Consider the following 24,064-nt stretch of genomic DNA (forward strand, 5'->3'; position numbering starts at 1 on the left):
GTGGCTCCTCAACGCGGCTTAACGTGACACAGCGCCTGCGCGCCGGCCCGTAACGTGGCTTCATCTTTAGCAAAAGAGAGACGTATCAGTTTGTTATCAGTACCATCCGCGTAAAACGCCGACAGTGGAATAGTGGCGACGCCGTAGTCGACGATCAGCCTCTTCACCATTTCGCTGTCGCTTTCGTCGCTGAAATGGCTGTAGTCCGCCAGCATGAAGAAGGAGCCGGCGCTCGGCAACAGGCGGAACGGCGAGTCCGCCAGCTGCTGGCGCAGCAGATCGCGCTTTTGCTGATAAAAAGGCGCCAGTCCCAGCCAGGATTGCGGGTCGGTCATCTGCTCAGCAAACGCGTACTGCATTGGCGTATCGGCCGAAAACATCAGAAACTGATGCACCTTGCAGATTTCCTCCATCAGCGCCGCCGGCGCAACGCAGTAACCTACCCGCCAGCCGGTCACGTGGTAGGTTTTACCGAAGGAAGAGACGATCACGCTGCGCTCTGCCAGCTGCGGATGGGTGGCCATCCCGTGGTGCTGCGCCCCGTCGAAGACCACGTGCTCATACACCTCGTCCGACAAAATAACGATATCGGTATTGCGGGTCAGCGCCGCCAGGCGGGCTAAATCGTCGGCGGAGAGCACCTGGCCGCTGGGATTGTGCGGCGTATTGATAACGATCATCCGCGTCCGCGGCGTGATGGCGGCGGCGACTTCGTCCCAGTTGATGGCAAAGTCGGGCACCGTCAGCTTGATCGCCACCGGCGTGGCGCCCTGCAGGCGTACGATCGGCCCGTAGCTGTCGAACGCCGGTTCGAAATAGATAACCTCATCGCCGGGATGCACCAGCCCGCCGATGGCGGAGTAAAGCCCCTGGCTGGCGCTGGCGGTAATCAGCACTTCGTCGTCAACGTCGTAGCGGGTGCCGTAGAGCGCGGCGATTTTCTCGGCGATACGCTCTTTCAGCACGCGCAGCCCGGTCATCGGCGCATACTGGTTATGCCCTTCGGCCATCGCCCGCGTCACCCCCTCAACCAGCCGGGTATCACAGGCAAAATTGGGCGCGCCCTGAGAAAGGTTGATCGCATTATGCTGCGCGGAGAGCTGGCCGATGACGCTAAAAATGGTCGTGCCGACATCGGGTAGTTTGGAGCGGGTGGTCAGCGGAGAAGTGAGGCGCATGGTTAATCCTTTCTCATTATATTTGCATAACCATTCAATCTAAAGGGACCGGCGGCGACAAACGAATTGTTGTCATAGTAGCCATGATCGCCGATCATGGCTGAGGGAAAAAGAGGGCCAGCCGCAGGCCGGCCGCGGCAGGAATTACTTGCTGGTTAAGGTGTTAAAGCTGGTCATCAGATTGCGATAGTCCGGGATGTGGTTCGAAAACAGCGTCCCCAGCCCTTCAACATCATTTCTCCAGTCGCGATGCAGCTCACAGGCTGCGCCAAACCACGACATCAGCTGCACGCCGGCCTGCGACATCCGATCCCATGCCGCATCGCGGGTAATCGGGTTAAAGGTCCCCGAGGCGTCGGTTATCACGAAGACATCGAACCCCTCTTCGATGGCCGACAGCGCCGGAAACGCCACGCACACCTCGGTGACTACCCCGGCGATAATCAGCTGCTTCTTGCCGGTCGCCTTTACCGCCTTAACGAAATCTTCGTTATCCCAGGCGTTAATGTTCCCCGGTCGGGCGATATAGGGCGCATCCGGGAACTGCGCCTTCAGCTCGGGTACCAGCGGGCCGTTGGGGCCATTTTCAAAGCTGGTAGTCAGGATGGTTGGCAGGCCGAAGTACTTAGCCATATCGCCAAGGGCAAGGACGTTGTTCTTGAATTTATCGGGGTCGATATCGCGTACCAGCGACAGCAGCCCGGCCTGATGATCGACCAGCAGCACGGCTGCATCACTCTTATCCAGACGAACGTACGGTTTAGCCATGACCTTTTCCTCATATCAACAACGGGTGATCCCACCGGAACGGGCGCTCCGGCAGCTGTTTTTGCAATAGGGCTGATAATAGTTTAAGCGCGGGCCGCTGATTAGTCGGTGAAAGTGCAACGCATTGTCCCATTCCCGGAACGAAGCGTGGCATACTGCCTATGATCAAAATGCATAGCTGGAGACGACATGTCGCGGAGCGCCCTGCCTTTTAATACCGTCGAGACCTTTCTGGTGACCGCCAGACACCTCAACCTGACCCACGCCGCGCGCGAGCTGTGTCTGACCCAGGGCGCGGTGAGCCGCCAGATTGCCGCGCTGGAGGGCTGGTTCGGTTTCCCCCTTTTTGAACGCCACGCGCGCGGGCTGCGCCTGTCGCCCCAGGGCAGCGCCCTCTATCCGGAGCTTCAGTCGGCGTTTGGCCGCCTGGTCACCGTCGCCGAGCAGGCGCGTCAGCAGCAAACGGTGGTGCGCCTGAAGGCGCCAACCTGCGCCATCCGCTGGCTGGTGCCAAAGCTGGTGGCGATAGAGCAGCGCCACCCGGAGCTGCAGATAGCCCTGACCACCACCACCGAACACAGCGTTAACTTCAAAACCGAGCCCTACGACGCGGCGATCGTTTTCGGCACCCATCACAGCGCCGGCGATCTGCTGTTCGAAGAGGCGCTGACGCCGGTCATCAGCGGCAGCACGCCCTGCGACGCCCGCCTCGACGGCGCGACGTTTTTACATCCGACGCGGGATAAAACCGACTGGTCGCTGTGGCTGACGCACTTCTCCCCCGATGCGCCGCTGGCGATGCGCAAAAACCAGCACTTCGATACCATGGATCTGGCGATCACCGCCGCCATGCAGGGGCTGGGGATCGCCATCGCCGATGCGACGCTGGTGGCGGAAGACCTGCGGGTTGGCCGCCTGGTGCGCCCTTTCGCCCTGAGCGTGAAAACCGGCGCCAGCTACCGCCTGCTGGTGCGGGCATCGCAGAGCAAAGCCGATGGCCTGGCGCGGTTTCGCGAGGAGCTGGTTAATCCAGCGTCACGTGATGGCGCATCACCCGGCGGAACAGCGCCAGCCGCGCGCGCATAAAGCGGTTCTCCAGCTTAAACCCCACCCGTTTATGCAGCCCGATACGCAGCAGCCGATCGCGACCGCGCCGGCAGGCCAGCCAGCGCACCGGACCCGGCAGCTCGCTGCAGCCGCTGCCTGCGAGGCGGGCGAAGCTGGCCCAGTAGTCGGCTATCTGCCCGGCAAAGGCTTTATCGCCCTCATCGGCGTAGCCGCGCACCGGCTCGGCGAGCGCGAGGGTATCAAAGACGTAGGGAACCTCGTCCCCGTGCCACGCGCCGTGCGGATAGGCCTCATCCGCAGCCTGCGGAACGTAGTCGAACCAGTAGCGCCAGCAGGGCTGTCCGACCCGCTGCTGGGCCTGCATCACCACGTAGCCAAGGGTGGTGAACGCCATGTCCCGGCACACTTCGCGGCCGAGCGCCGCGTCGCCCTTCACGCCGGGATAGAGCAGCTTAATCAGGCCGAGACCGAAGCGCCGCTCGCGGCGCAGCTTCTGGATCTGCCCGGCGATATCAACGCCGAAGACCGCCATTACGCTGGCCTCGTCGCTGTTCGAGCCGATCATCACCGGCATGGGATGCTGACGGCCGGCGAAGAAGGTCTCCAGCATCGGCTGCGGCAGCACCGCGTCGCCGACGATGGGCGCCGGGCCAACGCTCAGCGGCGCGGTCAGCGCCCAGAAAGCGTCGGCGGGGATCGCCCGCAGCTGCTCGGCGCTGGCGTCCGGCAGCGAAAAATGCGCCGCCAGCAGCCGCCCTTTCTCCAGCGCCCTGGCGCGCGGAAGGTCCGGCAGCGTATAGCCGCTTTGGACGATCGCTTTATGGAATAGTCCTTTGGCCTTCGGCGAGGCCATCAGCGACAGCACGCTGCGCGCGCCGGCCGATTCGCCAAACAGGGTGACGTTTGCCGCATCCCCGCCGAAGGCGTGAATGTTCTCCTGCACCCACTGCAGGGCGGCAATTTGATCGAGCAGCGCGAAGTTATATATCCGCTCGCCCTCCTCGCCCTCCAGCGCCGGGTGCGCGAAGAAGCCGAGATGCCCCAGCCGGTAGTTCACCGTCACCACCACGATGTCCCGGCCCGCCAGCCCCTGCCCATCGTACGGCGGCAGGCTGCCGGCGCCGATGGTAAAGCCGCCGCCGTGCAGCCAGACCATCACCGGCAGCGGCTGGGTGCGGGCGGCAGGTGCCCAGACGTTGAGATAGAGGCAGTCTTCCGAGAAGCGCCCGGGATCGCCGCCCCCCAGCTCGCGGCAGTACTCAATGTCCTGCCAGCTGGCGGCGGAGAAGGCGTCTGCCCGGCGGACGCCCTGCCAGCGCGCCGGCGGGCGCGGGGCGCGCCAGCGCAGTTCGCCAACCGGCGGCGCGGCGAAGGGGATGCCGCGCCAGATGTGGATCCCCTGCTCGGCGATCCCGGATAACGTGCCCTGGCGGGTTTTCACCAGCGGCGTAGACGGATTCTGCATGACCTGCTTCCTTTTACGGTTTATGCCAGCAGAGTACCGGTTTCAGAGCAGACCGCAACGCCGTTTACTGCGTTCCTCCGCCTGCTGATAGAGCGCAAACTCGTCGAGCACCGGGCAGCCGAGGGCCGTTTCGAAGGCGTCGCGGCTGGCGTTGCCGTGGCTGCGGGCCTGCGTTTCGTTACCCAAATTAGACTGGAAAATCCCCGCCGCGCTCACCGGCAAAAAGTCTTCGTAAATAATCGGTTGGGCAATCAGCCAGCCGCGCTCGATCAGCGGCTGCGGATCGTCGCCGGGGCCGAAAGCCTGGCGATGGGCTTCTCCCGCCGGCGTCAGCCGATAGCGGAACCACGCCAGCCCCTGCTGGCGCAGCAGAAACTCACTGTCCGGAAACTGGCTGAACACATCCTGCAGGTGGCGCTGATGATGGAGGTTGTCTTTACCCACTCCGGCCTCGTTGAGCAGGCGATCGTACAGCGCCCGCCCCTTCGGCGTCAGCGCGATCCCGCGCTGCTCGATTTCGCCGAAACGCGCGCTGTGGGTGCCTTTATGCTCCCCGGCGAAGATCACCGGCTCCTCCAGCGCCTTAAAGCTGGTCTGGCGCAGCAGGATCGGCACCTCCCGGCGCGGCGGGCCTTCAATCAGCGCCTTCGGCACGATGCCGCACTCCGGCATCAGGGCCTGAACCCGGTCGATATCCAGCGTGCGCGGCGTCAGGTGATTGATATGGCAGCCCGGGAAGCAGACCACGTCGGCAATCAGCCGGTGCTCGTTCTGCAGGGCGTGATAGGTTTCATCATCTACCGTAGCGTGGCTGTGCCAGCGGAAGGTCTCCAGCGCCTCGCGCACGAACTCCCGCGCTTCAGCGGGCGTGAAGGCGCCGCGCTCTTCGTACTGCGCAATCAGCTCCCGACAGCGCGGGGTAAAAATATCGCGCTTAGCCAGAATCTGCGCCGCCCGCTGACGCAGTTCGTCGCTGGCGATCAGCTCGAGGCGCAGCAGCGAGGTGAAGATACGGAACGGATTGCGCGCCAGGGCGGCGTCGTCAACGGGACGAAAGGCGGTGGAGTGGACCGGCACCCCGGCCTGGGAGAGATCGTAATAGCTCACGGGGAACATCCCCATGATGGCAAACATGCGGCGCAGCGTCGCCAGCTCTTCGGCGGTGCCGACGCGGATCGCGCCGTGGCGCTCAACGTTCAGCCGGGCCAGCTCATCGGCGTTCGCCAACTGCTCATGCAGCCTGGGGTTGTTCTCCAGCACCGCCAGATTGACGTCCGCGACCAGCTCGAGGAGCGTCCCGTACTGCGGAACTTCCTGCTGATACATCGCCGACATAGCCTGTGAAAATTGTTCCCGAATCTCATCAGCCGTGATGGTGTTCGCCATGATGTCTTACCTCCAGTGAATACTTCCTGGAGTGTAGAGAAGGCCTCCCACGCCAGCAGGAAGAATTTACAAACTGTGATGCGGGTAACCTGCCCCTGCCCTTTGCCCCGCGCGGGACATAACCCTGAGTTATGGAATAGACCCTTTAATTTCACTTTAAATTAACAAAACATTTACACACACTGTTTCTGGCGACATTAAAACAACAAGCCCTGTACCGAATAAAACGGAGTACGTACCCTATGAACGATAAATGGTCCCCGCGCGAGGTGGTTCATCGCGACTACAGCAGCCATCCTCCCGCTTACGCTCCTGGCTACAAAACCAGCGTGCTGCGCTCGCCGCGCAATGCGCTGATCTCCCTGCAGAACTCGCTTTCTGAAATTACCGGCCCGGTGTTCAGCCACGATGACCTCGGGCCGCTGGATAACGACCTTATCCTTAACTACGCCAAAGAAGGTCTGCCGATCGGCGAGCGTATCATCGTCCACGGCTACGTTCGCGACGGCTTTGGTCGGCCGATGAAGAACACCCTGGTGGAGGTCTGGCAGGCCAACGCCGGCGGCCGCTACCGGCATAAAAAGGATAGCTATCTGGCGCCCATTGACCCTAACTTTGGCGGCTGTGGCCGGGTACTGACCGATGAAAACGGCTACTACTGTTTTCGCACCATCAAGCCGGGGCCCTACCCGTGGCGCAATCAGGTCAGCGACTGGCGTCCGGCGCATATTCACTTTTCCCTCTCCGGGGACGCGTGGGCGCAGCGCCTGATCACCCAGATGTATTTTGAAGGCGACCCGCTGATTAAGCAGTGCCCGATCGTCAAAACCATCAATAACGACGATGCCGTGCGCACCTTGATTGCCGAACTGGATACCCATGCCGCCGTGCCGCTGGACTGCCTGGCGTACCGCTTTGACCTGGTGCTGCGCGGCCACCGCGCGACGCTGTTTGAAAACCGCACTCAGGGGGCCGCCCGATGAAAGACTATTTACCCGAAACCGCCTCGCAAACCGCCGGCCCCTACGTCCACATCGGGCTGGCGCCGGATGCCGCAGGCTTCCACATTTTCGAGAATAACTTTGGCCCGCAGCTCACCGCTGCGGATACCGAAGGCGAGCGTATTACCATTGAGGGACGGGTTATTGACGGCTCCGGCACGCCGGTGCGCGACGTGCTGCTGGAGATCTGGCAGGCCAACGCCGCCGGGCGCTACGCGCACCCCGACGACCGGCAGGCCGGCAAACGGCGCGACCCGGCGTTTCGCGGCTGGGGCCGCAGCTGCTCCGACTTCGACACCGGGATCTGGCGCTTTGAAACCATCAAGCCGGGCGCGGTTGTCGGCCGCGACGGCCGGATGATGGCGCCGCACGTCAACCTGTGGGTGGTGGCGCGAGGGATTAACATTGGCCTGAATACGCGGATGTACTTTGCCGACGAAGAAGAGGCCAACCGGGCCGATCCGGTGCTCAATCTGATCGAGTGGGAGGTTCGCCGTCAGACGCTGATTGCCCGGCGCGAGGTACGCGGCGGCGAAATTGTCTATCGGTTCGATATTCATCTGCAGGGCGAGAACGAAACCGTCTTTTTCGATCTTTGAGACCATTACGCTCCCGCATGCCCCGGTTCAGCACGGGGCATCGGCTTTTTGGCGTCAGGTAAAATTATTTGTAATATAACAAGATTAAATGTTAATAATATTTTGCCATTGGGTTATCAGATTTAAACAATATCGCTTGTCACTCATACCGCTCTGTTTTTAGTATCAATTATGGAAAAAAACGCTCTCTTTAGTCAGCGCATTCGCTTGCGCCATCTACACACCTTCGTGGCCGTCGCTCAACAGGGAACGCTGGGGCGCGCGGCTGAAACACTTAATCTTAGCCAACCCGCTTTATCAAAAACGCTCAACGAGCTGGAGCAGCTGACCGGAACGCGGCTTTTTGAGCGCGGACGGCTGGGCGCGCAGCTGACGCTGGTTGGGGAGCAGTTTCTCACCCACGCGGTGAAGGTTCTCGACGCGCTCAACACCGCGGGTCAGGCGCTCAACCGCAAAGAGGGGATGAACCCCGACGTGGTGCGCATCGGCGCGCTGCCGACCGCCGCGCTCGGCATTCTGCCGACGGTAATCGGCCAGTTTCACCAGCAGCAGAAAGATATCACTCTGCAGGTCGCCACCATGAATAACACCATGCTGCTGGCGGGTCTGAAATCGGGGGAGATTGATATCGGCATCGGGCGCATGTCCGACCCGGAGCTGATGAGCGGCCTCAACTATGAGCTGCTGTTTCTGGAGTCCCTGAAGCTGGTGGTTCGCCCCGGCCACCCGCTGCTGCAGGAGACGGTAACCCTCAGTCGGGTGATGGACTGGCCGGTTGTCGTTTCACCGAAGGGGACCATCCCCCGCCAGAATGCCGAAACGCTGCTGCAAAGCCAGGGCTGTAAAATTCCCGCGGGCTGCATAGAAACGCTCTCGGCTTCGCTATCGCGCCAGCTGACCGTCGATTACGACTATATCTGGTTCGTCCCCTCCGGGGCGGTGAAGGACGATCTGCGGCGCGGCCTGCTCAGCTCGCTGCCGGTACCGACCCAGGGCGCCGGGGAACCGATCGGTATTCTGACCCGGGTTGATGCCACCCTCACCTCCGGCGCGCAGACCCTGCTCAGCGCGATTCGAAAATCGATGCCCGCCTGAGCCTCAATTCCGGACGGAGCGCCGCCTCCCGGCGCCTCTTCCGGGCAAACCTGTTACCCCTTCCGGCATCCGTAGCCTCCCGGCCGCTCCCGGTTTGACTCCCGCCAGGCCCGGCGGCGCCCGAGCGCGGATATCGCCGCTTGCTTAGCAGCGTAATCAATTAGTGCGAAATTATTTATTAACAATTGCGCAAACTTCGGTAACAGATTTATCATTGCCACGATTTCACCATATGGTTCACATGAAATCAAAATTAGCAAAAAATCCTCTTTCATGAAGCCATTTATCGCTTCACTCAAAAGATACAGATTTATTTTTTGATTCATTTGGTTCACACCTGACAACGGGTGGTTAAGGAGACAACATGACAACGGGTCACGCGCCACGAGGATTCCCCCGGATCCTGAAGTGGCTTCTCGCCGGGCTGATGCTGATAATCGGTCTGGCCATCGGTATTCCTGGCATAAAGCTCGCCACGCTCGGCGGCAGCCTCTATTTCAGCCTGATGGGGCTGGCGATGGTTATCGCCTCCGTACTCATCTTCCGCAACCGTCGCAGCGGCATCCTGCTGTACGCGCTGGCGTTTGTCGCGTCCATTATTTGGGCCATCAGCGATGCCGGATGGACCTTCTGGCCGCTGTTCTCGCGCCTGTTTGTCTTCGGCGCGCTGGCACTTCTTTCGGCCCTCGTCTGGCCGTACTTCTCGGCTAAAGCGACCGCCAAAGGCCCGGCCTTTGGCCTCGCCGCGGCGCTGGCCGTGGTGCTGGTCGTCAGCTTCGGCTGGATGTTCAGGGCGCAGCCGCTGGTGAGCGCCAGCGAAGAGGTGCCGGTTAAGCCGGTTGCCGCCGGCGAGCAGCAGAAAAACTGGGAGCACTGGGGCAATACCACCCACGGCGATCGCTTCGCTGCGCTGGATCAGATTAACAAGCACAACGTGAATCAGCTGCAGGTGGCGTGGGTCGCCCACACCGGGGATATTCCGCAGAGCAACGGCTCCGGCGCGGAAGACCAGAACACCCCGCTGCAAATCGGCGATACGCTGTATGTCTGCACCCCTTACAGCAAGGTGCTGGCGCTGGACGTTGATAGCGGCAAGGAAAAATGGCGCTACGATTCAAAAGCCACCGCGCCGAACTGGCAGCGCTGCCGCGGACTCGGCTATTACGCGGACGGTGTGGCCCAATCGGCCCCGGCGGCTGACGTTCAGCCCGCCGCCTGCTCCCGTCGTCTGTTCCTGCCGACCACCGACGCGCGCCTGATCGCCATCGACGCCGATAGCGGCAAACTCTGTGAAGCCTTTGGTGAACACGGCGTTGTTGATCTGAGCGTTGGGATGGGTGAAATTAAAGCGGGCTACTACCAGCAGACCTCGACGCCTCTGGTGGCGGGGAACGTGGTGGTGGTCGGTGGCCGCGTGGCGGATAACTTCTCCACCGGCGAGCCTCCGGGCGTGGTGCGCGCCTACGACGTCCACAGCGGCAAGCTGGCGTGGGCGTGGGATCCGGGTAACCCAAGCCTGACCGGTCTGCCGCCGGAGGGCCAAACCTACACGCGCGGTACGCCTAACGTCTGGTCAGCCATGTCTTATGACGCGAAGCTGAACCTGATTTATCTGCCGACCGGCAACGCCACGCCGGACTTCTTTGGCGGCGAGCGCACCGCGCTTGACGATAAGTACAGCTCGTCGATCGTCGCCGTAGATGCGACTACCGGTCGGGTACGCTGGCACTACAAGACCACCCATCACGATCTGTGGGATTTCGACCTGCCGTCGCAGCCGCTGCTGTACGACCTGCCGGATGGCAAAGGCGGGACCACCCCGGTGCTGGTACAGACCAGCAAGCAGGGCATGATCTTTATGCTCAACCGCGAAACCGGTGAGCCGGTAGCCAAAGTGGAGGAGCGCCCGGTTCCGCAGGGCAACGTGGCGGGCGAGCGCTACTCGCCAACCCAGCCCTACTCCGTCGGCATGCCGATGATCGGTAACGAAACGCTGAAAGAGTCTGATATGTGGGGCGCCACGCCGGTCGACCTGCTGATCTGCCGCATTGCCTTTAAATCCATGCGCCATGAGGGTATTTTCACCCCGCCGGGTGAAGACCGTTCATTGCAGTACCCGGGCTCGCTGGGTGGCATGAACTGGGGCAGCGTATCGGTCGACCCGAATAACGGCCTGATGTTCGTTAACGATATGCGTCTCGGCCTGGCAAACTATATGGTGCCGCGCGCCAAAGTGGCAAAAGACGCCAGCGGGATTGAGATGGGTATCGTGCCGATGGAAGGTACGCCGTTTGGCGCAATGCGCGAACGCTTCCTGTCGCCGCTGGGCATTCCGTGCCAGAAACCGCCGTTCGGTACGATGTCGGCGGTGGATCTGAAAAGCGGGAAGCTGGTGTGGCAGGTGCCGGTCGGCACCGTTGAGGATACCGGCCCGCTGGGGATTCGGATGCATATGCCAATTCCCATCGGCATGCCGACCCTCGGCGCGTCGCTCTCGACTCAGTCCGGCCTGCTGTTCTTCGCCGGTACCCAGGACTTCTACCTGCGGGCGTTTGACACCGCCAGCGGCAAGGAAATCTGGAAATCTCGTCTGCCGGTCGGCAGCCAGTCCGGTCCGATGACCTACGTTTCGCCGAAAACCGGCAAGCAGTACATCATCATTAATGCGGGGGGCGCGCGTCAGTCGCCGGATCGCGGGGACTATATCATCGCCTACGCGCTGCCTGACCAGCAGTAAGCGCGGCATCCTGTAAAAGTCATACCTGCCGTGAAGCCACCGGCAGGTATTTTTTTGCCCAGGCGAAGCGCCTCGGCGTCGACGGTAGCAGGCCGCGATGCCTGCCAGCCGTGATTACTGGTCGCCGAAATGAATAACGGTACGAATTGATTTACCTTCGTGCATCAGGTCAAACGCTTCGTTGATCTGATCCAGCGGCAGGCGATGGGTGATAAACGGATCGAGGCGAATTTTGCCCGCCATCGCGTCCTCAACCATGCCCGGCAGCTGGGTGCGCCCCTTCACGCCGCCGAATGCAGAACCGCGCCATACGCGACCGGTTACCAGCTGGAACGGCCGGGTTTTAATCTCCTGACCCGCACCGGCCACGCCGATAATCACGCTCTCGCCCCAGCCTTTATGGCAGCACTCCAGCGCCGAACGCATGACGTTGACGTTGCCGATACACTCAAAGCTGAAATCCACTCCGCCGTCAGTAAGCTCAACGATGACGTCCTGTACCGGCTTTTCGTAATCACGCGGATTGATAAAGTCGGTCGCGCCCATCTCTTTGGCGAGGGTGAACTTATCCGGATTAGTATCGACTGCCAGAATGCGCCCGGCTTTCGCCTGTACCGCGCCCTGAATCACCGCCAGACCGATTCCACCGAGGCCAAATACCGCCACCGTATCGCCCTCTTTTACCTTCGCGGTGTTGTGAACGGCACCGATCCCGGTGGTCACGCCGCAGCCCAGCAGACAGACTTTCTCCAGCGGCGCCTGAGGGTTTACTTTCGCCAGCGAAATCTCCGCACACACGGTGTATTCGCTGAAGGTGCTGGTGCCCATATAGTGATAAATCGGCTCGCCGTTATAGGAGAAACGGGTGGTGCCATCCGGCATCAGGCCTTTGCCCTGGGTGGCGCGAACCGCCTGGCAGAGGTTGGTTTTGCCGGATTTACAGAATTTGCACTCGCCGCACTCGGCGGTGTACAGCGGAATAACGTGGTCGCCCGGCTGCAGGCTGGTCACCCCTTCGCCGACTTCAACGACAATACCGCCGCCTTCATGCCCCAGCACCGCCGGGAATACGCCTTCCGGATCGTCGCCGGAAAGGGTAAAGGCATCGGTATGGCAGACGCCGGTGTGGGTGATTTTGACCAGCACTTCGCCTTTTTTCGGCGGCGCGACGTCAATCTCAACGATCTTCAGCGGCTGGCCCGGGCCAAACGCGACTGCTGCACGTGATTTCATAAGGGTCTCTTCCTTCGTCGTGATTTATTTTAAGTAGGATCGTAGCAGATGGCCGACTTCCGCCATTCTTATCGCTCTCTGGTCGGGGGTGGTTTCGCCGCTTACCAGCTCATCCTGGAGATGAATTTCCACCATCTCCCCCATCAAACCGTTGGTTGCGCCGCGAATTGAGGCGATCTGCTGGAGGATTGTCATACAGGACTCGCCGGACTCCAGCGCGCGCTCAAGCGCCTCGACCTGCCCGCGAATACGGCGCACGCGGCTCAGCGCGCGTTTTTTGTCTTCAGGTGAATGTGGCACGGTGACGCCCTCCATATCATATAGGGGGGTATACTATATTTAATTACGCCAGCTGGCAAATTGAAACGCCGCTTTAACCGTAGCACAGCGGCGCCGTTTTAGGCTCAGTTCAGCTCCAGCGCCATATCCACGCAGCGCAAATCGGCGTTAGCCAGCTTTGATGGCAGCCATTTTTCACCGAGCGCGACAAAGCCGTGGCGCAGATAGAAACCGGCGGCGTTGGGCGTGGCTTCCAGCGTGATCCGCGTCAGCCCCCGGCGGCGCGCTTCGGCGATTATCGCCGTCACGATGAGCCCGGCGTAGCCCTTACCGAAGCACTCCGGGCGGGTAAAAATCGCCTCCACGCTGCCGGCGCGCAGGTCGAGATAGCCGGTGGCGGCCGTTCGCCCGCCCTCCTCTTCAATCACGTAAAAGGGGTTGTCGCGCACCGCATGACGATAGCCTTCCGGCATCATATCCGGCGTCCAGGCCCGCAGAACCTCAGCCTCATAGCTTTCACGACAGCCGTGGCGTATCGCCTGATTGCGGATCTCCCATAGCGTCGGCGCTTCGTCCGGCGCGGCAAGTCTGACTCTCATCTTCATTCCCCTTTTCCCGTGGATGCCATCAGATGTATCACAGTCTGCGGCAAAAGAGCTAAAAAAAAACCCGCACGAGGCGGGGTCTGAAGGTAGAGAGCCAACGGGCGCTAGCGTCTGCGCGGCATCATGCGCAGTAGCGTATTGTCTTTCCACAGATAGTGATGCATCAGCGCCGCCAGCGCATGGAGGCCAACGACAAAGTAGCCGGTATTCGCCAGCAGGCTGTGTACGCCCTTCAGCGTGTCCACCAGCTCAAAATTACTTTGCGCCGCATAGGGCATCGTCAGGCCAAACGCATACCATGGGTTGCCGCGGTTATACATCATGACCATGCCGACGATCGGCAAGGCGATAAACAGCAGGTAGATAACCAGATGCCCGAGGTGCGCGAAGCCGGTCATCATCGGCGAGGGCTTCGGCACAATCGGCGGCGCGGGCGACTTCAGGCGCACCAGCAGGCGCACCACCATCAGTACGCAGATGGAAATGCCGCAGGAGACATGGATCATATTGATCAACGGCCGGTCGCTGCGGGGGAAAAAGCCCCGCAGCTCCATGGCGGCATAGGCGCCAACCACTAATAAAAATACCAGCCAGTGGATGCCTATCTGCAGGCCGGAGTATTTATCGCGCATGGAAAACCCTTAACAAAACTGTGATGCCGACAACATAACGACCTTTTATTAAAAATTCATTAACTTTTACGTAGTTAGAAAAAACAATCGCAACGAATCAGGCGTTGACTGGCAATACAAGGAGTTAGGTTGTGCGGTTAGCGGACGTATGCGGTCTTTTTAATGCCCCCCTAAAAATACGGCGTGTTTTCTCCATTAAATTGACGCGTTCCAGGTAGGCTTTATGTTTGAACACAGAACATCATTCGAAGTGAAATCACGATATTTGTCCATCATCAGGCATGAACATCTTGTGCAATTCTCTTAGCCAGCCTATTTCCTCTACTTAAGGCTCATTCACATTTTACTGCGGGGGAATCATACGTGGATGCTTTGCTCAATCACAAACCCGAGAAGAGTGTAAGTATCCCGTTTACCGGTAGGACCCGCAGCGCCGTCACATACCGGCAACAGTACACCTGTTCCGGTGACACCGGTACACACCGGGACAGAGGTGAAACAGGCGGACAGTATCGTCACCACCACGTTCCCGGCCGAAGACATTCCGCCACTGCAGGACTTCATCTACTGGCAGCCCGATGCGACCGGGACGGGCGTCGAGCCCATCTATGTTATGCTGAATGATCCGCTGGATTCGGGCCGTTTTACCCGCAAACAACTGGATAGAAAATACAAGCATGCTGCTGATTTTAGTATCACCGATACAAATAAAAACAGTGAAACGTTAACTAAATTCAGGGATGTAGTTGAGGCTCACCTGGCTGATAAAAACACTGTAAAAAAATGAAATTACCGACGAGAGAAGGGCTCTACAGTTTACTTCAATCCAGCGACTATGAATGTTGTCATTATTAAGGCTAATGGCGAGTGGTTATCAGGATGGAAAATAAATCCTGATGCTGATAATGGCAGAATTTATCTAGAAACAGGTGATTTATGAACAAAATGGCAATAATTGAGTTGGCTAAAAGTTTTTTGACTTCAAAAGTTACTGCTTTGCAGTTTTCTGAAAATATATGTATTGAAAGGAGAAATCTGTACGGTGTGAAGGAACAGGAAAAAAATATTGTAAATTGTGGCGAAGAACTATTTATGGTTGCCGAATTATTTAATCCAGATTCTGATAAAGCGGATTATGAACTCGACGAACAGGGATTAAGAAAAGAAGTTAAAGCTACTCTGAAAAAATTCCATCTTCTCTGGTTGAATTAGGGCACCGCCCCTCGGCTACGGTCAAGGGGCTTTCACTGCTTATCATTTTTCCGCAGGAAAATATTTGTAAATCGTCTTCACCTCTACCCCGGTCACCTCGGCCAACTGTTGCCGGGTGGCGCCATTATCCAGCATCCTGCGTGCCCGCTCGACAAACACCAACATCATTATTCGCCGACGACCGCCGATTCTCCCCTGCTCTCTCGCAGCTGCTAAACCTGCCCGCATTCGCTCCACGCTCAGCTCTCGATAGTGCGCTCGATAACTTTCAGGAAGCCGCTCGCGAATGGATAAGACAGGATATCGGAGGTAAATGCCACTATCGCCATTTTTTCCATAGCCAGTTTTCGATAACGGCGCAATGCTTCAACTGCTTGCTGGTACCGCCACCTCACTCTCCCCCTCGGCACTGAGGTAAACGCTGAGGTAAATCTTAAATCCTTTACCGGGTGGGAGTTTTAATATTTCGGCCATATCTTAAATGGTAAAATTCGCGCCGGTTGTAGACCCCCTATGACCAAGGTCCGCCCTTGTGCTCTGGCACAGGGATCCCGGGCGGGCCACCTCATCACGCCCCGGCATCGAACCGGCATGTCGTGCGAAATGTAACCGGGACGGTCAACGTGCACCGTCGCATGCGAAGCGCAACAAATAGCGGCACCTGGGCTGTGTCAACCCAATGATCTGGCAGTTGCCTGCCGCGGCTTCAATAAGCATGGTTCATCGCGCTGGTAGCCTCATGCATTATCAACTGGAACCTGTCGGCCAATCTTAAGAAGCCGAGCCGCCCTGCTTAACCGCATCGTACCCGGCACGCCATCGGTATTTACCAAGCCGCAGCGACGTGAAGAAAACGTTGCCGCAGGCGGGCTTCACGTCGTTGCCGGCGAAAATCCATTAACCCGCAAGCGGTAGCGCGGTCAGCGCCACGTTAACCGCCGCCAGCAGCCGCGATTGCGCAACGCCGTCGCGAGCCTGAACCGACAGCCCGTGCAAAAAGGCGGCGAAATAATCACCCAGGCCGTCAGCGTCGGTCGCGGCTGGCAGCTCGCCGCTTTGCACCGCCTGCCGCAGACGGTCGATAATCTGCTGCGTGCGCTGAAGACGATGCTGGGCCAGCCAGGTTTTGATGTCGTCATTGTCCGCGCTGACGCTGGCCGCGGAGGCGACCACCATACACCCCTGCGGCAGATCCGGCTGGCAGTACAGATGCACAGCATCCATCAGCAGCGTTTCAATTGCCTGGCGCACGCTGTTCCCGGCGGCAAAGGCGCGATCCGCGAAGCCCCCTTCCCGCTGTTCATAATCCGCAATTGCTTCCCGAAAAAGCTGTTCTTTTGAACCGAACGCCTTGTAAATACGCGCGGAGGCGATACCCAATTCGGCCACCAAATCCGACATTGACGTCCCTTCATAGCCCTGTCGCCAGAATAGATTGCGCGCTTTCAAAAGCGCCAGCTCACGATCGAATTCGCGCGGTCTGCCTGCCATTACGTTGCTCCAGTTTGCCCGATATTGAGTGCGACAGGATCGCCTAAATCATTGAGATTACCAACGCATTTATAATTTTCGCTTGCGGTTATCCGTTTTTACTCCTATTGTTTGTCAATCGACAAACAATAGGAGTTTACGATGAGAACCCTCAAAGGTCCATCCCTGCACCTCGCTCAGTTCAGCGACGAGGTTGCCCCCTTCAACAGCTTACCTGCGATTGCCCGGTGGGCCGCGGAAACCGGCTTTAAGGCATTGCAGATCCCGGCATGGGATCGGCGTCTCTTCGACGTGGCCACCGCGGCGGAAAGTCAGACCTACTGCGACGATATTACCGGCATGCTGGCGGAACACGGCCTGGTGGTCAGCGAACTGACCAGCCATATTTTCGGCCAGCTGATGGCGGTACATCCGGCCTACGACAGCTTATGCGACAGTTTTGCGCCGCCAGAAGTACACGGCAATCCGCAGGCCCGCGGCGAGTGGGCCCGACAACAGCTGCAGATGGCCGTCAAAGCCTCCTCACGCCTTGGCCTCAGCGAACTGGGTACGTTTTCCGGCTCACTGGCCTGGCCTTATCTCTTTCCCTTCCCGCAGCGTCCGTCCGGGCTTATCGAAACCGCTTTCGACGAGCTCGCCAGACGCTGGCTGCCGGTGCTCAACGCCTGCGAGGATTGGGGGATTAATCTGTGCTATGAAATCCACCCCAGCGAAGATCTTCATGATGGCGTGACGTTCGAAATGTTCCACCAGCGGGTGGGCGAACATCCCCGCTGTCGGGTGCTTTTTGACCCTAGCCATATGGTGCTACAGCAGCTCAACTACCTGGAGTTTATTGATATTTATAAGGACGTGATCGGCATGTTCCACGTTAAAGACGCCGAGTTTAATCCCACCGGTCGTCAGGGGATCTACGGCGGCTATCAATCATGGATCGATCGCGCGGGCCGCTTCCGCTCACTGGGTGACGGTCAGGTTGATTTCAAAGCCATTTTCGCAAAGCTTGCGCAGTACGATTACGCCGGCTGGGCAACGCTGGAGTGGGAGTGCTGCCTGAAGAATCCGCTGGACGGTGCCCGCGAGGGGGCGGAGTTCATCCGCAGCCACATTATTCACATCACCGATAAGGTATTCGACGACTTCGCCGGCGCGCCGGTAAATCCTCATCAAATCAAAAAATTACTCGGCATTCTCTAGGCCAGAACATTTCAAGGACCCCTAATGGAACAACAATATGACGAGATCCTCTACGCGGATCTTGAGGCACAGCACGTCTATCCGAAGGTCAACGGACAGCGCATTCACTGCGTCGTGGCGGGAAAAGGGCAGCCGGTACTGCTGATACCCGGCTGGCCCCAGACCTGGTATACCTGGCGCTACGTCCTCCGCGCGCTTGCCGACGCCGGTTTTCAGGCGATCGCAGTTGATCCTCCCGGCATCGGCGATTCCGATAAGCCTCTCGGCGGTTACGACACCGGCAGCGTTGGCACCGTGCTGCACGCGGTCATGGCGCAGCTGGGGCATCAGCGCTACAGCCTGGTGGGCCACGATATTGGCATGTGGATTGGCTACGCCATGGCGAGCGATTTTCCGCAGGCGATTGAGCGACTTGTGCTGACTGAAGCGGTGATCCCGGGGCTGGCCCCGGCCCCGTCGATTTTTGTCGCGCCGGAGGAGAATATTTTTCTTTGGCACTTCATGTTCAATCAGTTGGCTGATTTACCGGAAACCCTGACCTACGGCCGTGAATCACAGTATCTCAGCTATATATTCAACCGCTGGTCCCATCGCCGCGATCGGGTAGCCGCGGAGGTTTATATCGCCGCTTATTCTGCGCCAGGCGGGCTGCGCGCGGGCTTCGATTACTATCGAGCGATCCCGGAGACTATTCGGCAGAACCAGCTCCGAGCGAAAACGGCCTTAACGATGCCGGTGCTGACGGTGGGAGCTGAATATGCAACGGGTGATGCGCCGCTGACGACCCTGCGCGGAAATGCCCACGATCTGCGCGGCGAGACGGTAGCCGACTGCGGCCATTTTATTACCGAAGAGCGCCATGAGGCGTTTATCGGGCTGATCGTCCCCTTTCTGTCAGAGGAAACTCACTATGCCGCTTGATCCGCACATCGCCGACTTTCTCACCGCGTCGTCGCAAGCGGGCACCCCGCCGCCCGCCACGCTGGCCGAGATGCGCGCGGCCAGCGAAGCCGGTTTGCTTCAGCTGCAGGGGGAGATGGAAACCAGCGATGGCTACAAAGACTATGTCGCTACCGCTGATGATGGTCACGGTATTGCCCTTCGCGTCTATACGCCAACCGGCTCAAACACAGAAGTCGCGCGGCCGGCGATGCTGTTTGCTCACGGTGGCGGCTGGTGTCTGGGATCGCTGGCGCTGTACGATCGACCCTGTCAGGCGCTGGCCAATGCTACCGGACGGGTAATCGTGTCCGTGGATTACCGACTGGCGCCCGAGCATCCGTTTCCACGACCGTTAGAGGATGTTTACCAGGCGCTATGCTGGGTCTACGAGCAGGCGCAGCGTTTAGGCATCGACAGCCGCCGCCTGGCGGTAGGCGGCGATAGCGCTGGCGGAAACCTGGCAGCGGCGACCGCGCTGCTGGCGCGGGATCGCGGCGGCCCTCGCATCGAACATCAGCTGCTGCTGTATCCGGCGTTAAGTCGCGATATGGCAACCGAGAGCTATCGCGAGTTTGCTGAGGGCTACTATTTAACGCGCGATGTGATGGCGTTTTGCTGGCACAGCTATCTGGGAGAGCGTCGTCATCCTTACGCCGAACCGCTGCACGCGGCTTCACTGCGCGGTTTGCCGCCGGCAACCATCCTGAGCTGCGAATACGATCCGCTGCGCGATGAGGCCGAACGATATGCGCTTCGGCTTGAGGAGGCCGGGGTGAAGGTACGTGGCGAACGACTGCCGGGCATGGTGCACGCCTGTATCCATATGTCAGGGTTGGCTCCGGCGGCGCGTCGGCTGTTTGAACTGGCACGCAGCTAAGCAAGCCTGACGGCACGTCCCCGACGCCTGTTATCAACGATGGCCCGGTTCAGCCAGGCCGCTATTGGTGATAAAAATCACGGACGTGCCGCTTGCCCGCAGCAGCGGCTCGATGAAGGTTCTCAGATTGATTCGGCCGCCTCTGCGCGCGGCGTATCGTCAGAATTGCCCGATAACTCTCGGTCAAAATAGCGGATCGCGGAAGATCCTTGCGAAACGATTACCACCAGGAGATTACGGGCCGTCGACGATGCCGATCGCCATCTCTACCGGTTGTTATCGATCGCCCCGCGTGCTTGTGCTTCAGCCTCCGCTCTACCCGTGACTAATACCTTCGAGAAACAGACTGCCTCTTCTCGGCCGATATAGGGGCCGTAGTTTTCAATCCGCGCGTAACCATTTTTCTCATAAAAACGAACCGCCCGCTGGTTAACTCGCCGGGTCTCAAGCCAAAGCTCGCGATATCCCATACCTTTTGCCGATGTCTCCAGCAAAGCGAGTAAGGCGTGACCAATACCATGAGCGCTGCGGTCGGAATACATCCTTTTCAGCTCGGCAATATCCTGCGTTAAGGGCCGGATCGCGCCGCATCCTACGGCATCACCGCGCGTATTTCTTGCCAGAACCCAGAGCGTTCGCTCCCCGTCCATTACGTCAACGGTGAAATGGCTCTTGCCACTGTCGCCGGTGATCGCGGCAAGTTCAGCGGACAAAGACTCAATTAAACCACAGGATTCAGGCGAAAATGGATCCGCTTTCTCTACTGTTATCATGGGAATAGGTCCTTTATCAAAGCGTTGGTCAGCATAGAGAATGCTGGCGGAAAAGGCATCATCCTCGAGTCGATAATAAATCCCGAAGGCAGCCTTACCGGCTGCCTCGATGGATGGCGTTCGCGATGTCCTGACGCATACGGCACTCACCTGTCAGAATCAAAGTTCCAGTTAGCAGCGGTCGAAAGCGTTACAAACGGGCCCGCCAGCGTTCTGTTGTGGTGGCCAATAATTTCGTTTGCCGATAAATGCGGATTATCCATTGTGGTATGCGCATCTGCAATCAGCACGGTGCTGAAGCCCAGCTCCGGCGCTGCCCGGCAGGTGGTGTCGACGCAAAACTCTGTTTTCATTCCGGCGATAACCAGCTGCTTGACGCCTCTGTAGCTGAGCTGAAGCTGCAGTTCGGTATCGCGAAAACAGCTGGGATGTTTTTTAGTCAAAACGATGTCCCGCTCGGCGTCCACGTCGAGTTCGGGTATCAGCTTTGTTAGCGGGCCGTGCTCTGAGAAGGGGGAATCGTCAGGCCCAATGTGGCGAACAAAAAAGACCGGCACCTGAGCACGCCTCGCCTTGGCGATGAGCAGACGGATATTTGACAGAACCGCGTCTGCACAATGCGGAGCAGCCGGGCCCCGGAAGAGCCCCTCCTGCATATCGATAACGATTAGCGCTTGTTCAGAGGAAATCATGATGTGTCTCCATTCAAAATGTGATGAACGGAGAGCCGTGCCTCCCCGTCCGGACTGGCGGGGAGTAGGGTTCTGTTTTGTCAGGAGCCGCTCACAGATACGCCCACGCCGCCGCAGGTTGCGGTGGTGGTTGTGGTACGCGTTGTTGCTGGCTGAACTGACTGAATCATTTTCCGACCTTTACTTATTCGTTAAGCGGTAATAACCAGAAATAGCAGGCATCACTCAAAAGTACTCTCATCTTATAGCACCGCTTAAATACCAAATTCAAGAGAGGAGCACGGCCCTACCCGCCCTCTTTTTTTCGCACCAGACTGGCATGCCGGCCACGGTTTTTGGCTCTCAGCCCGACCTGCGCCTAACCTGGACCCCAGGCGGATGCTATTCCGTGCTTCGCCTCATGATAGCTGCCGCAATCCGCCCCGTCGACGATGCCGCCGAGAGAGGAACAGTTTACGATGATGCCGCTTCCCTGCTTACGCATCTGCTGCAGTTCATACTTCATACATCCCCATACGTCACGAGGCTCCCTCCCCCAGGCCAGGACGGGCCTCGCCGCGCACCTCACGAACGGTTCACTCCTACAAGGCATTGAAATGCCTTCGCATTACATGAATATCCGTATACGTCAGCCGCAGCAAGGTTTTGATCTCCATAGCCTTCCGTTTTCTCATACGCCGCAGGGAGCCCAGAATTTGTCTACTGACAAGCAGGCCACTGGCGCCTTCTCCAGATTAGATAAATCAGTAATACCCCCATACACCGCAGTCATCTGCGCTGGCGCCTGCTCACGTCATCATTTTCATCGCCGAAGAAGCGCAATGGAAAGCAAAAAACAGCCTTGACACTGTATAAATATACAGTATAAATAAAGTGGACAACAACAGCGGAGAATATGAATGGAAATTTCAACAAATGATGATGACCTTCGTGCAGATTTAGCTTCAACAGCGATTGATAAAGGAGCTTCGTTAGTTGCTCTCGAACAAGGAGGTACAGTTCAACAAGCAATAAATTTTGTCATGCCAGAATGGTTTGGTGCACAAGGAAACGGCATTGATGATGATTCAATTGCATTTACGCTCGCGGCTAAAACAGGGAAAAACATCTCTCTAAGATCCGATGCAAGGTATTTAATTTCCTCACCTGCGGTATTGGCTTTCGTGCCAGGGTTTATCGATGGTTCACGACGAGACATACTTGGTAACGGTGCGACGATTATCACCACCGGTCCCTATGAGCCGTTTCATCAATATACAGACGAAACCAATACGGCCACTACGGTCATCAAGTATGGCTGGAATTATTATTCTTTAAACTTTGAAGGTTATACTGATAAAGACGGAGTATGGTCCATTGTTAACAAGTCTATTGGCTTATCCTTTGGATTTGGTCGCGCAGAGAAAATCACTGGGAAAGGTCTATGCAATGTAATACGGGCGTATGGTAAAACGCTAACACGAGATATTTATGGGGACAACCTTAGAAATGCCCTCTATAGTTGCTATACCTATCCTGATGATAATGTCACTGGAGAAAATCAACTATTTAATGCCCGCATTGGATGGTGCTCTGGGGATGGACTGGTATTAAAAGGACGCAATGTTCAGGTCGATAATTTTTCTTATGAGTATGCAGGTTGCATCACGCCACAGAATGCCGATGAGATATCCAGAAAAGCCGCAGGTAAGGCTGGAGAGCCTCGCGGTGTTGCAATTTCAATTGGAGCTGATGAGATCCAGGGGGGGAGATATAGTCATAACTAACGTCACCGGTAAGTACTACGGTGCCGGAGCATTCAGTTTTAATGGTGACAACATCACCTTAGGCGGAGTGTTGAATGTTGGCAGCCATTATAAAGAAAACTTTATCGCAAGCTTAAGCGGTAGCGTAGCCTGGTTTAATATTCAGAACTCCTACATTGGTTTTATTCATGCGAAGGATGTTTACTCGGGTTTCGGTATAAACGCCGGAAGCGAAAACTTTCATTTTGAGGGCATCTCGATAAGAAGCAAGATGGCTATAAATGGTGCTGTATTGTGTTCTGCCACGGACTCCAGCACTTCTTCCATTACGCGCGGTTCCGTTGGTCCAGTTTACCTCCATGGTGAAAGCACAGTTAATAATGATATTTATTTAAACACCGCCGGCATTGTTTTTGACGGTTTCTATATTGTGCAAATGAACAACCAGCAGGGCGGAGTTTCAGTAGAATTCGCAAAAGCCTGCCGGGTACATAAACTTGATTTAATCGCTACAACATCAGCCGCCACTAATACATGGGTACGTTTTTCAGCTAACGCGCGGGTCGATCAATACAACTCTGAGCGGGCATTCGGTACGGCTTTATTGGTGCGTGATGGTGCCGTGCCGTCAATTGGTAGTATAAATCTGAGGAATAAACTTGGAAATAGCGCCCCTATAATTATCCAGGGGGATGGGACAGCCATTCATAATTGGTCTACCTGTATCATTACTGGCTCAACAACCGGCAGGCCTGCTATTTCAGGGAACCTGATTATGGAAGGTTATAGCGGGCCAGCCTGGAAATTAGCCGCTTCAGGAATAAATGGCAGCGTATCATATCCAGATAAAACAACCAAAATTCTGACGGAGTAATACTGATGACTATCACAGAGAAAGTAGTTAGGCTTTATCTGAAAGTCGTAAGCGTTGATGAAAATGGTACAGAAGCTGAGCACATTGATGTTGTCGAATCACAGCAATATGCCCTGTATGCCATGGGATGGCGATTGTTAAATGAGGAAGAGACACCAACCTAAATAACGCCCCCTGTCAAATACCAACCAGCGCTGTATCTACACGGTTATAAC

25 protein-coding genes and 2 pseudogenes are annotated in these 24,064 nt (G+C 57.7%); 13 read left to right on the forward strand and 14 right to left on the reverse strand.

The genetic code is table 11. From position 1 onward, the window contains the following. Positions 1 to 8: 8 nt before the first annotated feature. Together M2416_RS11245 and ycaC are read right to left on the reverse strand one after the other, a co-directional pair. A complete protein-coding gene (locus tag M2416_RS11245; RefSeq protein ID WP_259223895.1) occupies positions 9 to 1,178 on the reverse strand; it encodes a pyridoxal phosphate-dependent aminotransferase in 1,170 nt (389 codons plus the stop codon). Positions 1,179 to 1,322: 144 nt separating this feature from the next. Continuing rightward, positions 1,323 to 1,946, reverse strand: coding sequence for an isochorismate family cysteine hydrolase YcaC (ycaC, locus tag M2416_RS11250; RefSeq protein ID WP_041145330.1), 624 nt, complete (start codon positions 1,944 to 1,946; stop codon positions 1,323 to 1,325). A gap of 189 nt (positions 1,947 to 2,135) precedes the next feature. Here ycaC and M2416_RS11255 point away from each other — a divergent pair, with 189 nt between their 5' ends. Beyond that, the gene (locus M2416_RS11255; protein ID WP_259223897.1) at positions 2,136 to 3,032 is read left to right on the forward strand and encodes a LysR family transcriptional regulator; all 897 of its coding nucleotides are present in this window, start codon (positions 2,136 to 2,138) and stop codon (positions 3,030 to 3,032) included. Here the strand turns inward: M2416_RS11255 and M2416_RS11260 are convergent. Both M2416_RS11260 and hglS read right to left on the reverse strand, forming a co-directional pair. Beyond that, on the reverse strand, positions 2,971 to 4,479 hold the full coding sequence (locus tag M2416_RS11260) for a carboxylesterase/lipase family protein (RefSeq protein ID WP_259223898.1): 1,509 nt from the start codon (positions 4,477 to 4,479) through the stop codon (positions 2,971 to 2,973). The two genes, M2416_RS11255 and M2416_RS11260, sit on opposite strands and share 62 nt — an antisense overlap. A 42-nt stretch (positions 4,480 to 4,521) precedes the next feature. Continuing rightward, the gene (gene hglS / locus M2416_RS11265; protein ID WP_076948048.1) at positions 4,522 to 5,865 is read right to left on the reverse strand and encodes a 2-oxoadipate dioxygenase/decarboxylase HglS; all 1,344 of its coding nucleotides are present in this window, start codon (positions 5,863 to 5,865) and stop codon (positions 4,522 to 4,524) included. A gap of 242 nt (positions 5,866 to 6,107) precedes the next feature. On the opposite strand from hglS, the gene pcaH reads away from it, so the two are divergent. From pcaH to M2416_RS11280, 3 genes are all read left to right on the forward strand, one after another. Next, complete coding sequence (pcaH, locus tag M2416_RS11270; RefSeq protein WP_259223899.1) at positions 6,108 to 6,848, forward strand: protocatechuate 3,4-dioxygenase subunit beta; 741 nt, start codon at positions 6,108 to 6,110, stop codon at positions 6,846 to 6,848. Beyond that, positions 6,845 to 7,465 (forward strand): protocatechuate 3,4-dioxygenase subunit alpha, encoded by a 621-nt coding sequence (gene pcaG, locus M2416_RS11275; RefSeq protein WP_076948046.1) that lies wholly within the window; start codon positions 6,845 to 6,847, stop codon positions 7,463 to 7,465. Before pcaH ends, pcaG begins: the two co-directional genes overlap by 4 nt. A gap of 171 nt (positions 7,466 to 7,636) precedes the next feature. Further along, positions 7,637 to 8,560, forward strand: a complete 924-nt coding sequence (locus tag M2416_RS11280; protein ID WP_041145324.1) for a LysR substrate-binding domain-containing protein — start codon at positions 7,637 to 7,639, stop codon at positions 8,558 to 8,560. Between the two features lie 53 nt (positions 8,561 to 8,613). Here the strand turns inward: M2416_RS11280 and M2416_RS11285 are convergent, their stop codons facing one another. Further along, positions 8,614 to 8,886, reverse strand: coding sequence for a hypothetical protein (locus tag M2416_RS11285; RefSeq protein WP_259223901.1), 273 nt, complete (start codon positions 8,884 to 8,886; stop codon positions 8,614 to 8,616). A gap of 38 nt (positions 8,887 to 8,924) precedes the next feature. Here M2416_RS11285 and M2416_RS11290 point away from each other — a divergent pair, with 38 nt between their 5' ends. After that, positions 8,925 to 11,297, forward strand: a complete 2,373-nt coding sequence (locus tag M2416_RS11290; RefSeq protein WP_259223903.1) for a membrane-bound PQQ-dependent dehydrogenase, glucose/quinate/shikimate family — start codon at positions 8,925 to 8,927, stop codon at positions 11,295 to 11,297. A gap of 114 nt (positions 11,298 to 11,411) precedes the next feature. On the opposite strand, the gene M2416_RS11295 is transcribed toward M2416_RS11290, so the two are convergent. The 4 genes from M2416_RS11295 to cybB all read right to left on the reverse strand — a co-directional run bounded on the left by M2416_RS11295 (position 11,412) and on the right by cybB (position 14,046). Continuing rightward, positions 11,412 to 12,530: an S-(hydroxymethyl)glutathione dehydrogenase/class III alcohol dehydrogenase gene (locus M2416_RS11295; protein WP_041145321.1), complete on the reverse strand. Its 1,119-nt coding sequence runs from the start codon at positions 12,528 to 12,530 to the stop codon at positions 11,412 to 11,414. 24 nt (positions 12,531 to 12,554) lie between these two features. Next, positions 12,555 to 12,830 carry a metal/formaldehyde-sensitive transcriptional repressor gene (locus M2416_RS11300; protein WP_041147608.1) on the reverse strand — a complete coding sequence of 92 codons (276 nt, stop codon included), beginning with the start codon at positions 12,828 to 12,830 and terminating at the stop codon, positions 12,555 to 12,557. A gap of 104 nt (positions 12,831 to 12,934) precedes the next feature. Further along, positions 12,935 to 13,408 carry a GNAT family N-acetyltransferase gene (locus M2416_RS11305; RefSeq protein WP_076948043.1) on the reverse strand — a complete coding sequence of 158 codons (474 nt, stop codon included), beginning with the start codon at positions 13,406 to 13,408 and terminating at the stop codon, positions 12,935 to 12,937. Positions 13,409 to 13,518: 110 nt separating this feature from the next. Next, positions 13,519 to 14,046, reverse strand: coding sequence for a cytochrome b561 (gene cybB, locus M2416_RS11310; protein WP_045855179.1), 528 nt, complete (start codon positions 14,044 to 14,046; stop codon positions 13,519 to 13,521). A 433-nt stretch (positions 14,047 to 14,479) separates the two neighbouring features. Between cybB and M2416_RS11315 the strand changes: the two are divergent. Together M2416_RS11315 and M2416_RS11320 are read left to right on the forward strand one after the other, a co-directional pair. After that, positions 14,480 to 14,833 (forward strand): annotated as a pseudogene (locus M2416_RS11315) (S-type pyocin domain-containing protein); the annotation flags it as partial. Positions 14,834 to 14,982: 149 nt separating this feature from the next. After that, positions 14,983 to 15,258: a colicin immunity domain-containing protein gene (locus M2416_RS11320; protein WP_259223908.1), complete on the forward strand. Its 276-nt coding sequence runs from the start codon at positions 14,983 to 14,985 to the stop codon at positions 15,256 to 15,258. Between the two features lie 42 nt (positions 15,259 to 15,300). Here M2416_RS11320 and M2416_RS11325 read toward each other — a convergent pair. Together M2416_RS11325 and M2416_RS11330 are read right to left on the reverse strand one after the other, a co-directional pair. Beyond that, a pseudogene (locus tag M2416_RS11325) lies at positions 15,301 to 15,507 on the reverse strand (helix-turn-helix domain-containing protein); the annotation flags it as partial. 648 nt (positions 15,508 to 16,155) lie between these two features. Next, positions 16,156 to 16,749, reverse strand: a complete 594-nt coding sequence (locus M2416_RS11330; RefSeq protein WP_259223909.1) for a TetR/AcrR family transcriptional regulator — start codon at positions 16,747 to 16,749, stop codon at positions 16,156 to 16,158. Between the two features lie 141 nt (positions 16,750 to 16,890). Here M2416_RS11330 and M2416_RS11335 point away from each other — a divergent pair, with 141 nt between their 5' ends. The 3 genes from M2416_RS11335 to M2416_RS11345 are packed head-to-tail and all read left to right on the forward strand — an operon-like array spanning position 16,891 to position 19,765. Further along, positions 16,891 to 17,946, forward strand: coding sequence for a sugar phosphate isomerase/epimerase family protein (locus M2416_RS11335; protein WP_259223911.1), 1,056 nt, complete (start codon positions 16,891 to 16,893; stop codon positions 17,944 to 17,946). A gap of 24 nt (positions 17,947 to 17,970) precedes the next feature. After that, positions 17,971 to 18,867: an alpha/beta fold hydrolase gene (locus M2416_RS11340; protein ID WP_259223912.1), complete on the forward strand. Its 897-nt coding sequence runs from the start codon at positions 17,971 to 17,973 to the stop codon at positions 18,865 to 18,867. After that, on the forward strand, positions 18,857 to 19,765 hold the full coding sequence (locus M2416_RS11345) for an alpha/beta hydrolase (RefSeq protein ID WP_259223913.1): 909 nt from the start codon (positions 18,857 to 18,859) through the stop codon (positions 19,763 to 19,765). Before M2416_RS11340 ends, M2416_RS11345 begins: the two co-directional genes overlap by 11 nt. Before the next feature lie 266 nt (positions 19,766 to 20,031). On the opposite strand, the gene M2416_RS11350 is transcribed toward M2416_RS11345, so the two are convergent. The 3 genes from M2416_RS11350 to M2416_RS11360 all read right to left on the reverse strand — a co-directional run bounded on the left by M2416_RS11350 (position 20,032) and on the right by M2416_RS11360 (position 21,735). Beyond that, positions 20,032 to 20,538 carry a GNAT family N-acetyltransferase gene (locus M2416_RS11350; protein WP_259223914.1) on the reverse strand — a complete coding sequence of 169 codons (507 nt, stop codon included), beginning with the start codon at positions 20,536 to 20,538 and terminating at the stop codon, positions 20,032 to 20,034. A gap of 146 nt (positions 20,539 to 20,684) precedes the next feature. Next, complete coding sequence (locus tag M2416_RS11355) at positions 20,685 to 21,230, reverse strand: cysteine hydrolase family protein (protein WP_076948035.1); 546 nt, start codon at positions 21,228 to 21,230, stop codon at positions 20,685 to 20,687. Positions 21,231 to 21,588: 358 nt separating this feature from the next. Next, on the reverse strand, positions 21,589 to 21,735 hold the full coding sequence (locus tag M2416_RS11360) for a hypothetical protein (protein WP_259223917.1): 147 nt from the start codon (positions 21,733 to 21,735) through the stop codon (positions 21,589 to 21,591). A gap of 394 nt (positions 21,736 to 22,129) precedes the next feature. On the opposite strand from M2416_RS11360, the gene M2416_RS11365 reads away from it, so the two are divergent. The 3 genes from M2416_RS11365 to M2416_RS11375 are packed head-to-tail and all read left to right on the forward strand — an operon-like array spanning position 22,130 to position 24,013. Further along, on the forward strand, positions 22,130 to 22,996 hold the full coding sequence (locus M2416_RS11365; protein WP_259223919.1) for a hypothetical protein: 867 nt from the start codon (positions 22,130 to 22,132) through the stop codon (positions 22,994 to 22,996). Beyond that, on the forward strand, positions 22,938 to 23,849 hold the full coding sequence (locus tag M2416_RS11370) for a hypothetical protein (RefSeq protein WP_259223920.1): 912 nt from the start codon (positions 22,938 to 22,940) through the stop codon (positions 23,847 to 23,849). The genes M2416_RS11365 and M2416_RS11370 overlap by 59 nt, the downstream gene beginning before the upstream one ends. 5 nt (positions 23,850 to 23,854) lie before the next feature. Continuing rightward, complete coding sequence (locus tag M2416_RS11375) at positions 23,855 to 24,013, forward strand: hypothetical protein (RefSeq protein WP_259223921.1); 159 nt, start codon at positions 23,855 to 23,857, stop codon at positions 24,011 to 24,013. Positions 24,014 to 24,064 lie beyond the last annotated feature (51 nt).

Source organism: Klebsiella sp. BIGb0132, assembly GCF_024810075.1.
Taxonomy (GTDB): domain Bacteria; phylum Pseudomonadota; class Gammaproteobacteria; order Enterobacterales; family Enterobacteriaceae; genus Klebsiella; species Klebsiella terrigena.

Excerpts from the sequence above, each read along its gene's own strand:
- M2416_RS11245 (WP_259223895.1), bottom strand. The coding sequence starts at position 1,178 with ATGCGCCTCACTTCTCCGCTGACCACCCGCTCCAAACTACCCGATGTC.
- ycaC (WP_041145330.1), bottom strand. The coding sequence starts at position 1,946 with ATGGCTAAACCGTACGTTCGTCTGGATAAGAGTGATGCAGCCGTGCTG.
- M2416_RS11255 (WP_259223897.1), top strand. The coding sequence starts at position 2,136 with ATGTCGCGGAGCGCCCTGCCTTTTAATACCGTCGAGACCTTTCTGGTG.
- M2416_RS11260 (WP_259223898.1), bottom strand. The coding sequence starts at position 4,479 with ATGCAGAATCCGTCTACGCCGCTGGTGAAAACCCGCCAGGGCACGTTA.
- hglS (WP_076948048.1), bottom strand. The coding sequence starts at position 5,865 with ATGGCGAACACCATCACGGCTGATGAGATTCGGGAACAATTTTCACAG.
- pcaH (WP_259223899.1), top strand. The coding sequence starts at position 6,108 with ATGAACGATAAATGGTCCCCGCGCGAGGTGGTTCATCGCGACTACAGC.
- pcaG (WP_076948046.1), top strand. The coding sequence starts at position 6,845 with ATGAAAGACTATTTACCCGAAACCGCCTCGCAAACCGCCGGCCCCTAC.
- M2416_RS11280 (WP_041145324.1), top strand. The coding sequence starts at position 7,637 with ATGGAAAAAAACGCTCTCTTTAGTCAGCGCATTCGCTTGCGCCATCTA.
- M2416_RS11285 (WP_259223901.1), bottom strand. The coding sequence starts at position 8,886 with ATGAATCAAAAAATAAATCTGTATCTTTTGAGTGAAGCGATAAATGGC.
- M2416_RS11290 (WP_259223903.1), top strand. The coding sequence starts at position 8,925 with ATGACAACGGGTCACGCGCCACGAGGATTCCCCCGGATCCTGAAGTGG.
- M2416_RS11295 (WP_041145321.1), bottom strand. The coding sequence starts at position 12,530 with ATGAAATCACGTGCAGCAGTCGCGTTTGGCCCGGGCCAGCCGCTGAAG.
- M2416_RS11305 (WP_076948043.1), bottom strand. The coding sequence starts at position 13,408 with ATGAGAGTCAGACTTGCCGCGCCGGACGAAGCGCCGACGCTATGGGAG.
- cybB (WP_045855179.1), bottom strand. The coding sequence starts at position 14,046 with ATGCGCGATAAATACTCCGGCCTGCAGATAGGCATCCACTGGCTGGTA.
- M2416_RS11320 (WP_259223908.1), top strand. The coding sequence starts at position 14,983 with ATGAACAAAATGGCAATAATTGAGTTGGCTAAAAGTTTTTTGACTTCA.
- M2416_RS11330 (WP_259223909.1), bottom strand. The coding sequence starts at position 16,749 with ATGGCAGGCAGACCGCGCGAATTCGATCGTGAGCTGGCGCTTTTGAAA.
- M2416_RS11335 (WP_259223911.1), top strand. The coding sequence starts at position 16,891 with ATGAGAACCCTCAAAGGTCCATCCCTGCACCTCGCTCAGTTCAGCGAC.
- M2416_RS11340 (WP_259223912.1), top strand. The coding sequence starts at position 17,971 with ATGGAACAACAATATGACGAGATCCTCTACGCGGATCTTGAGGCACAG.
- M2416_RS11345 (WP_259223913.1), top strand. The coding sequence starts at position 18,857 with ATGCCGCTTGATCCGCACATCGCCGACTTTCTCACCGCGTCGTCGCAA.
- M2416_RS11350 (WP_259223914.1), bottom strand. The coding sequence starts at position 20,538 with ATGATAACAGTAGAGAAAGCGGATCCATTTTCGCCTGAATCCTGTGGT.
- M2416_RS11355 (WP_076948035.1), bottom strand. The coding sequence starts at position 21,230 with ATGATTTCCTCTGAACAAGCGCTAATCGTTATCGATATGCAGGAGGGG.
- M2416_RS11360 (WP_259223917.1), bottom strand. The coding sequence starts at position 21,735 with ATGAAGTATGAACTGCAGCAGATGCGTAAGCAGGGAAGCGGCATCATC.
- M2416_RS11365 (WP_259223919.1), top strand. The coding sequence starts at position 22,130 with ATGGAAATTTCAACAAATGATGATGACCTTCGTGCAGATTTAGCTTCA.
- M2416_RS11375 (WP_259223921.1), top strand. The coding sequence starts at position 23,855 with ATGACTATCACAGAGAAAGTAGTTAGGCTTTATCTGAAAGTCGTAAGC.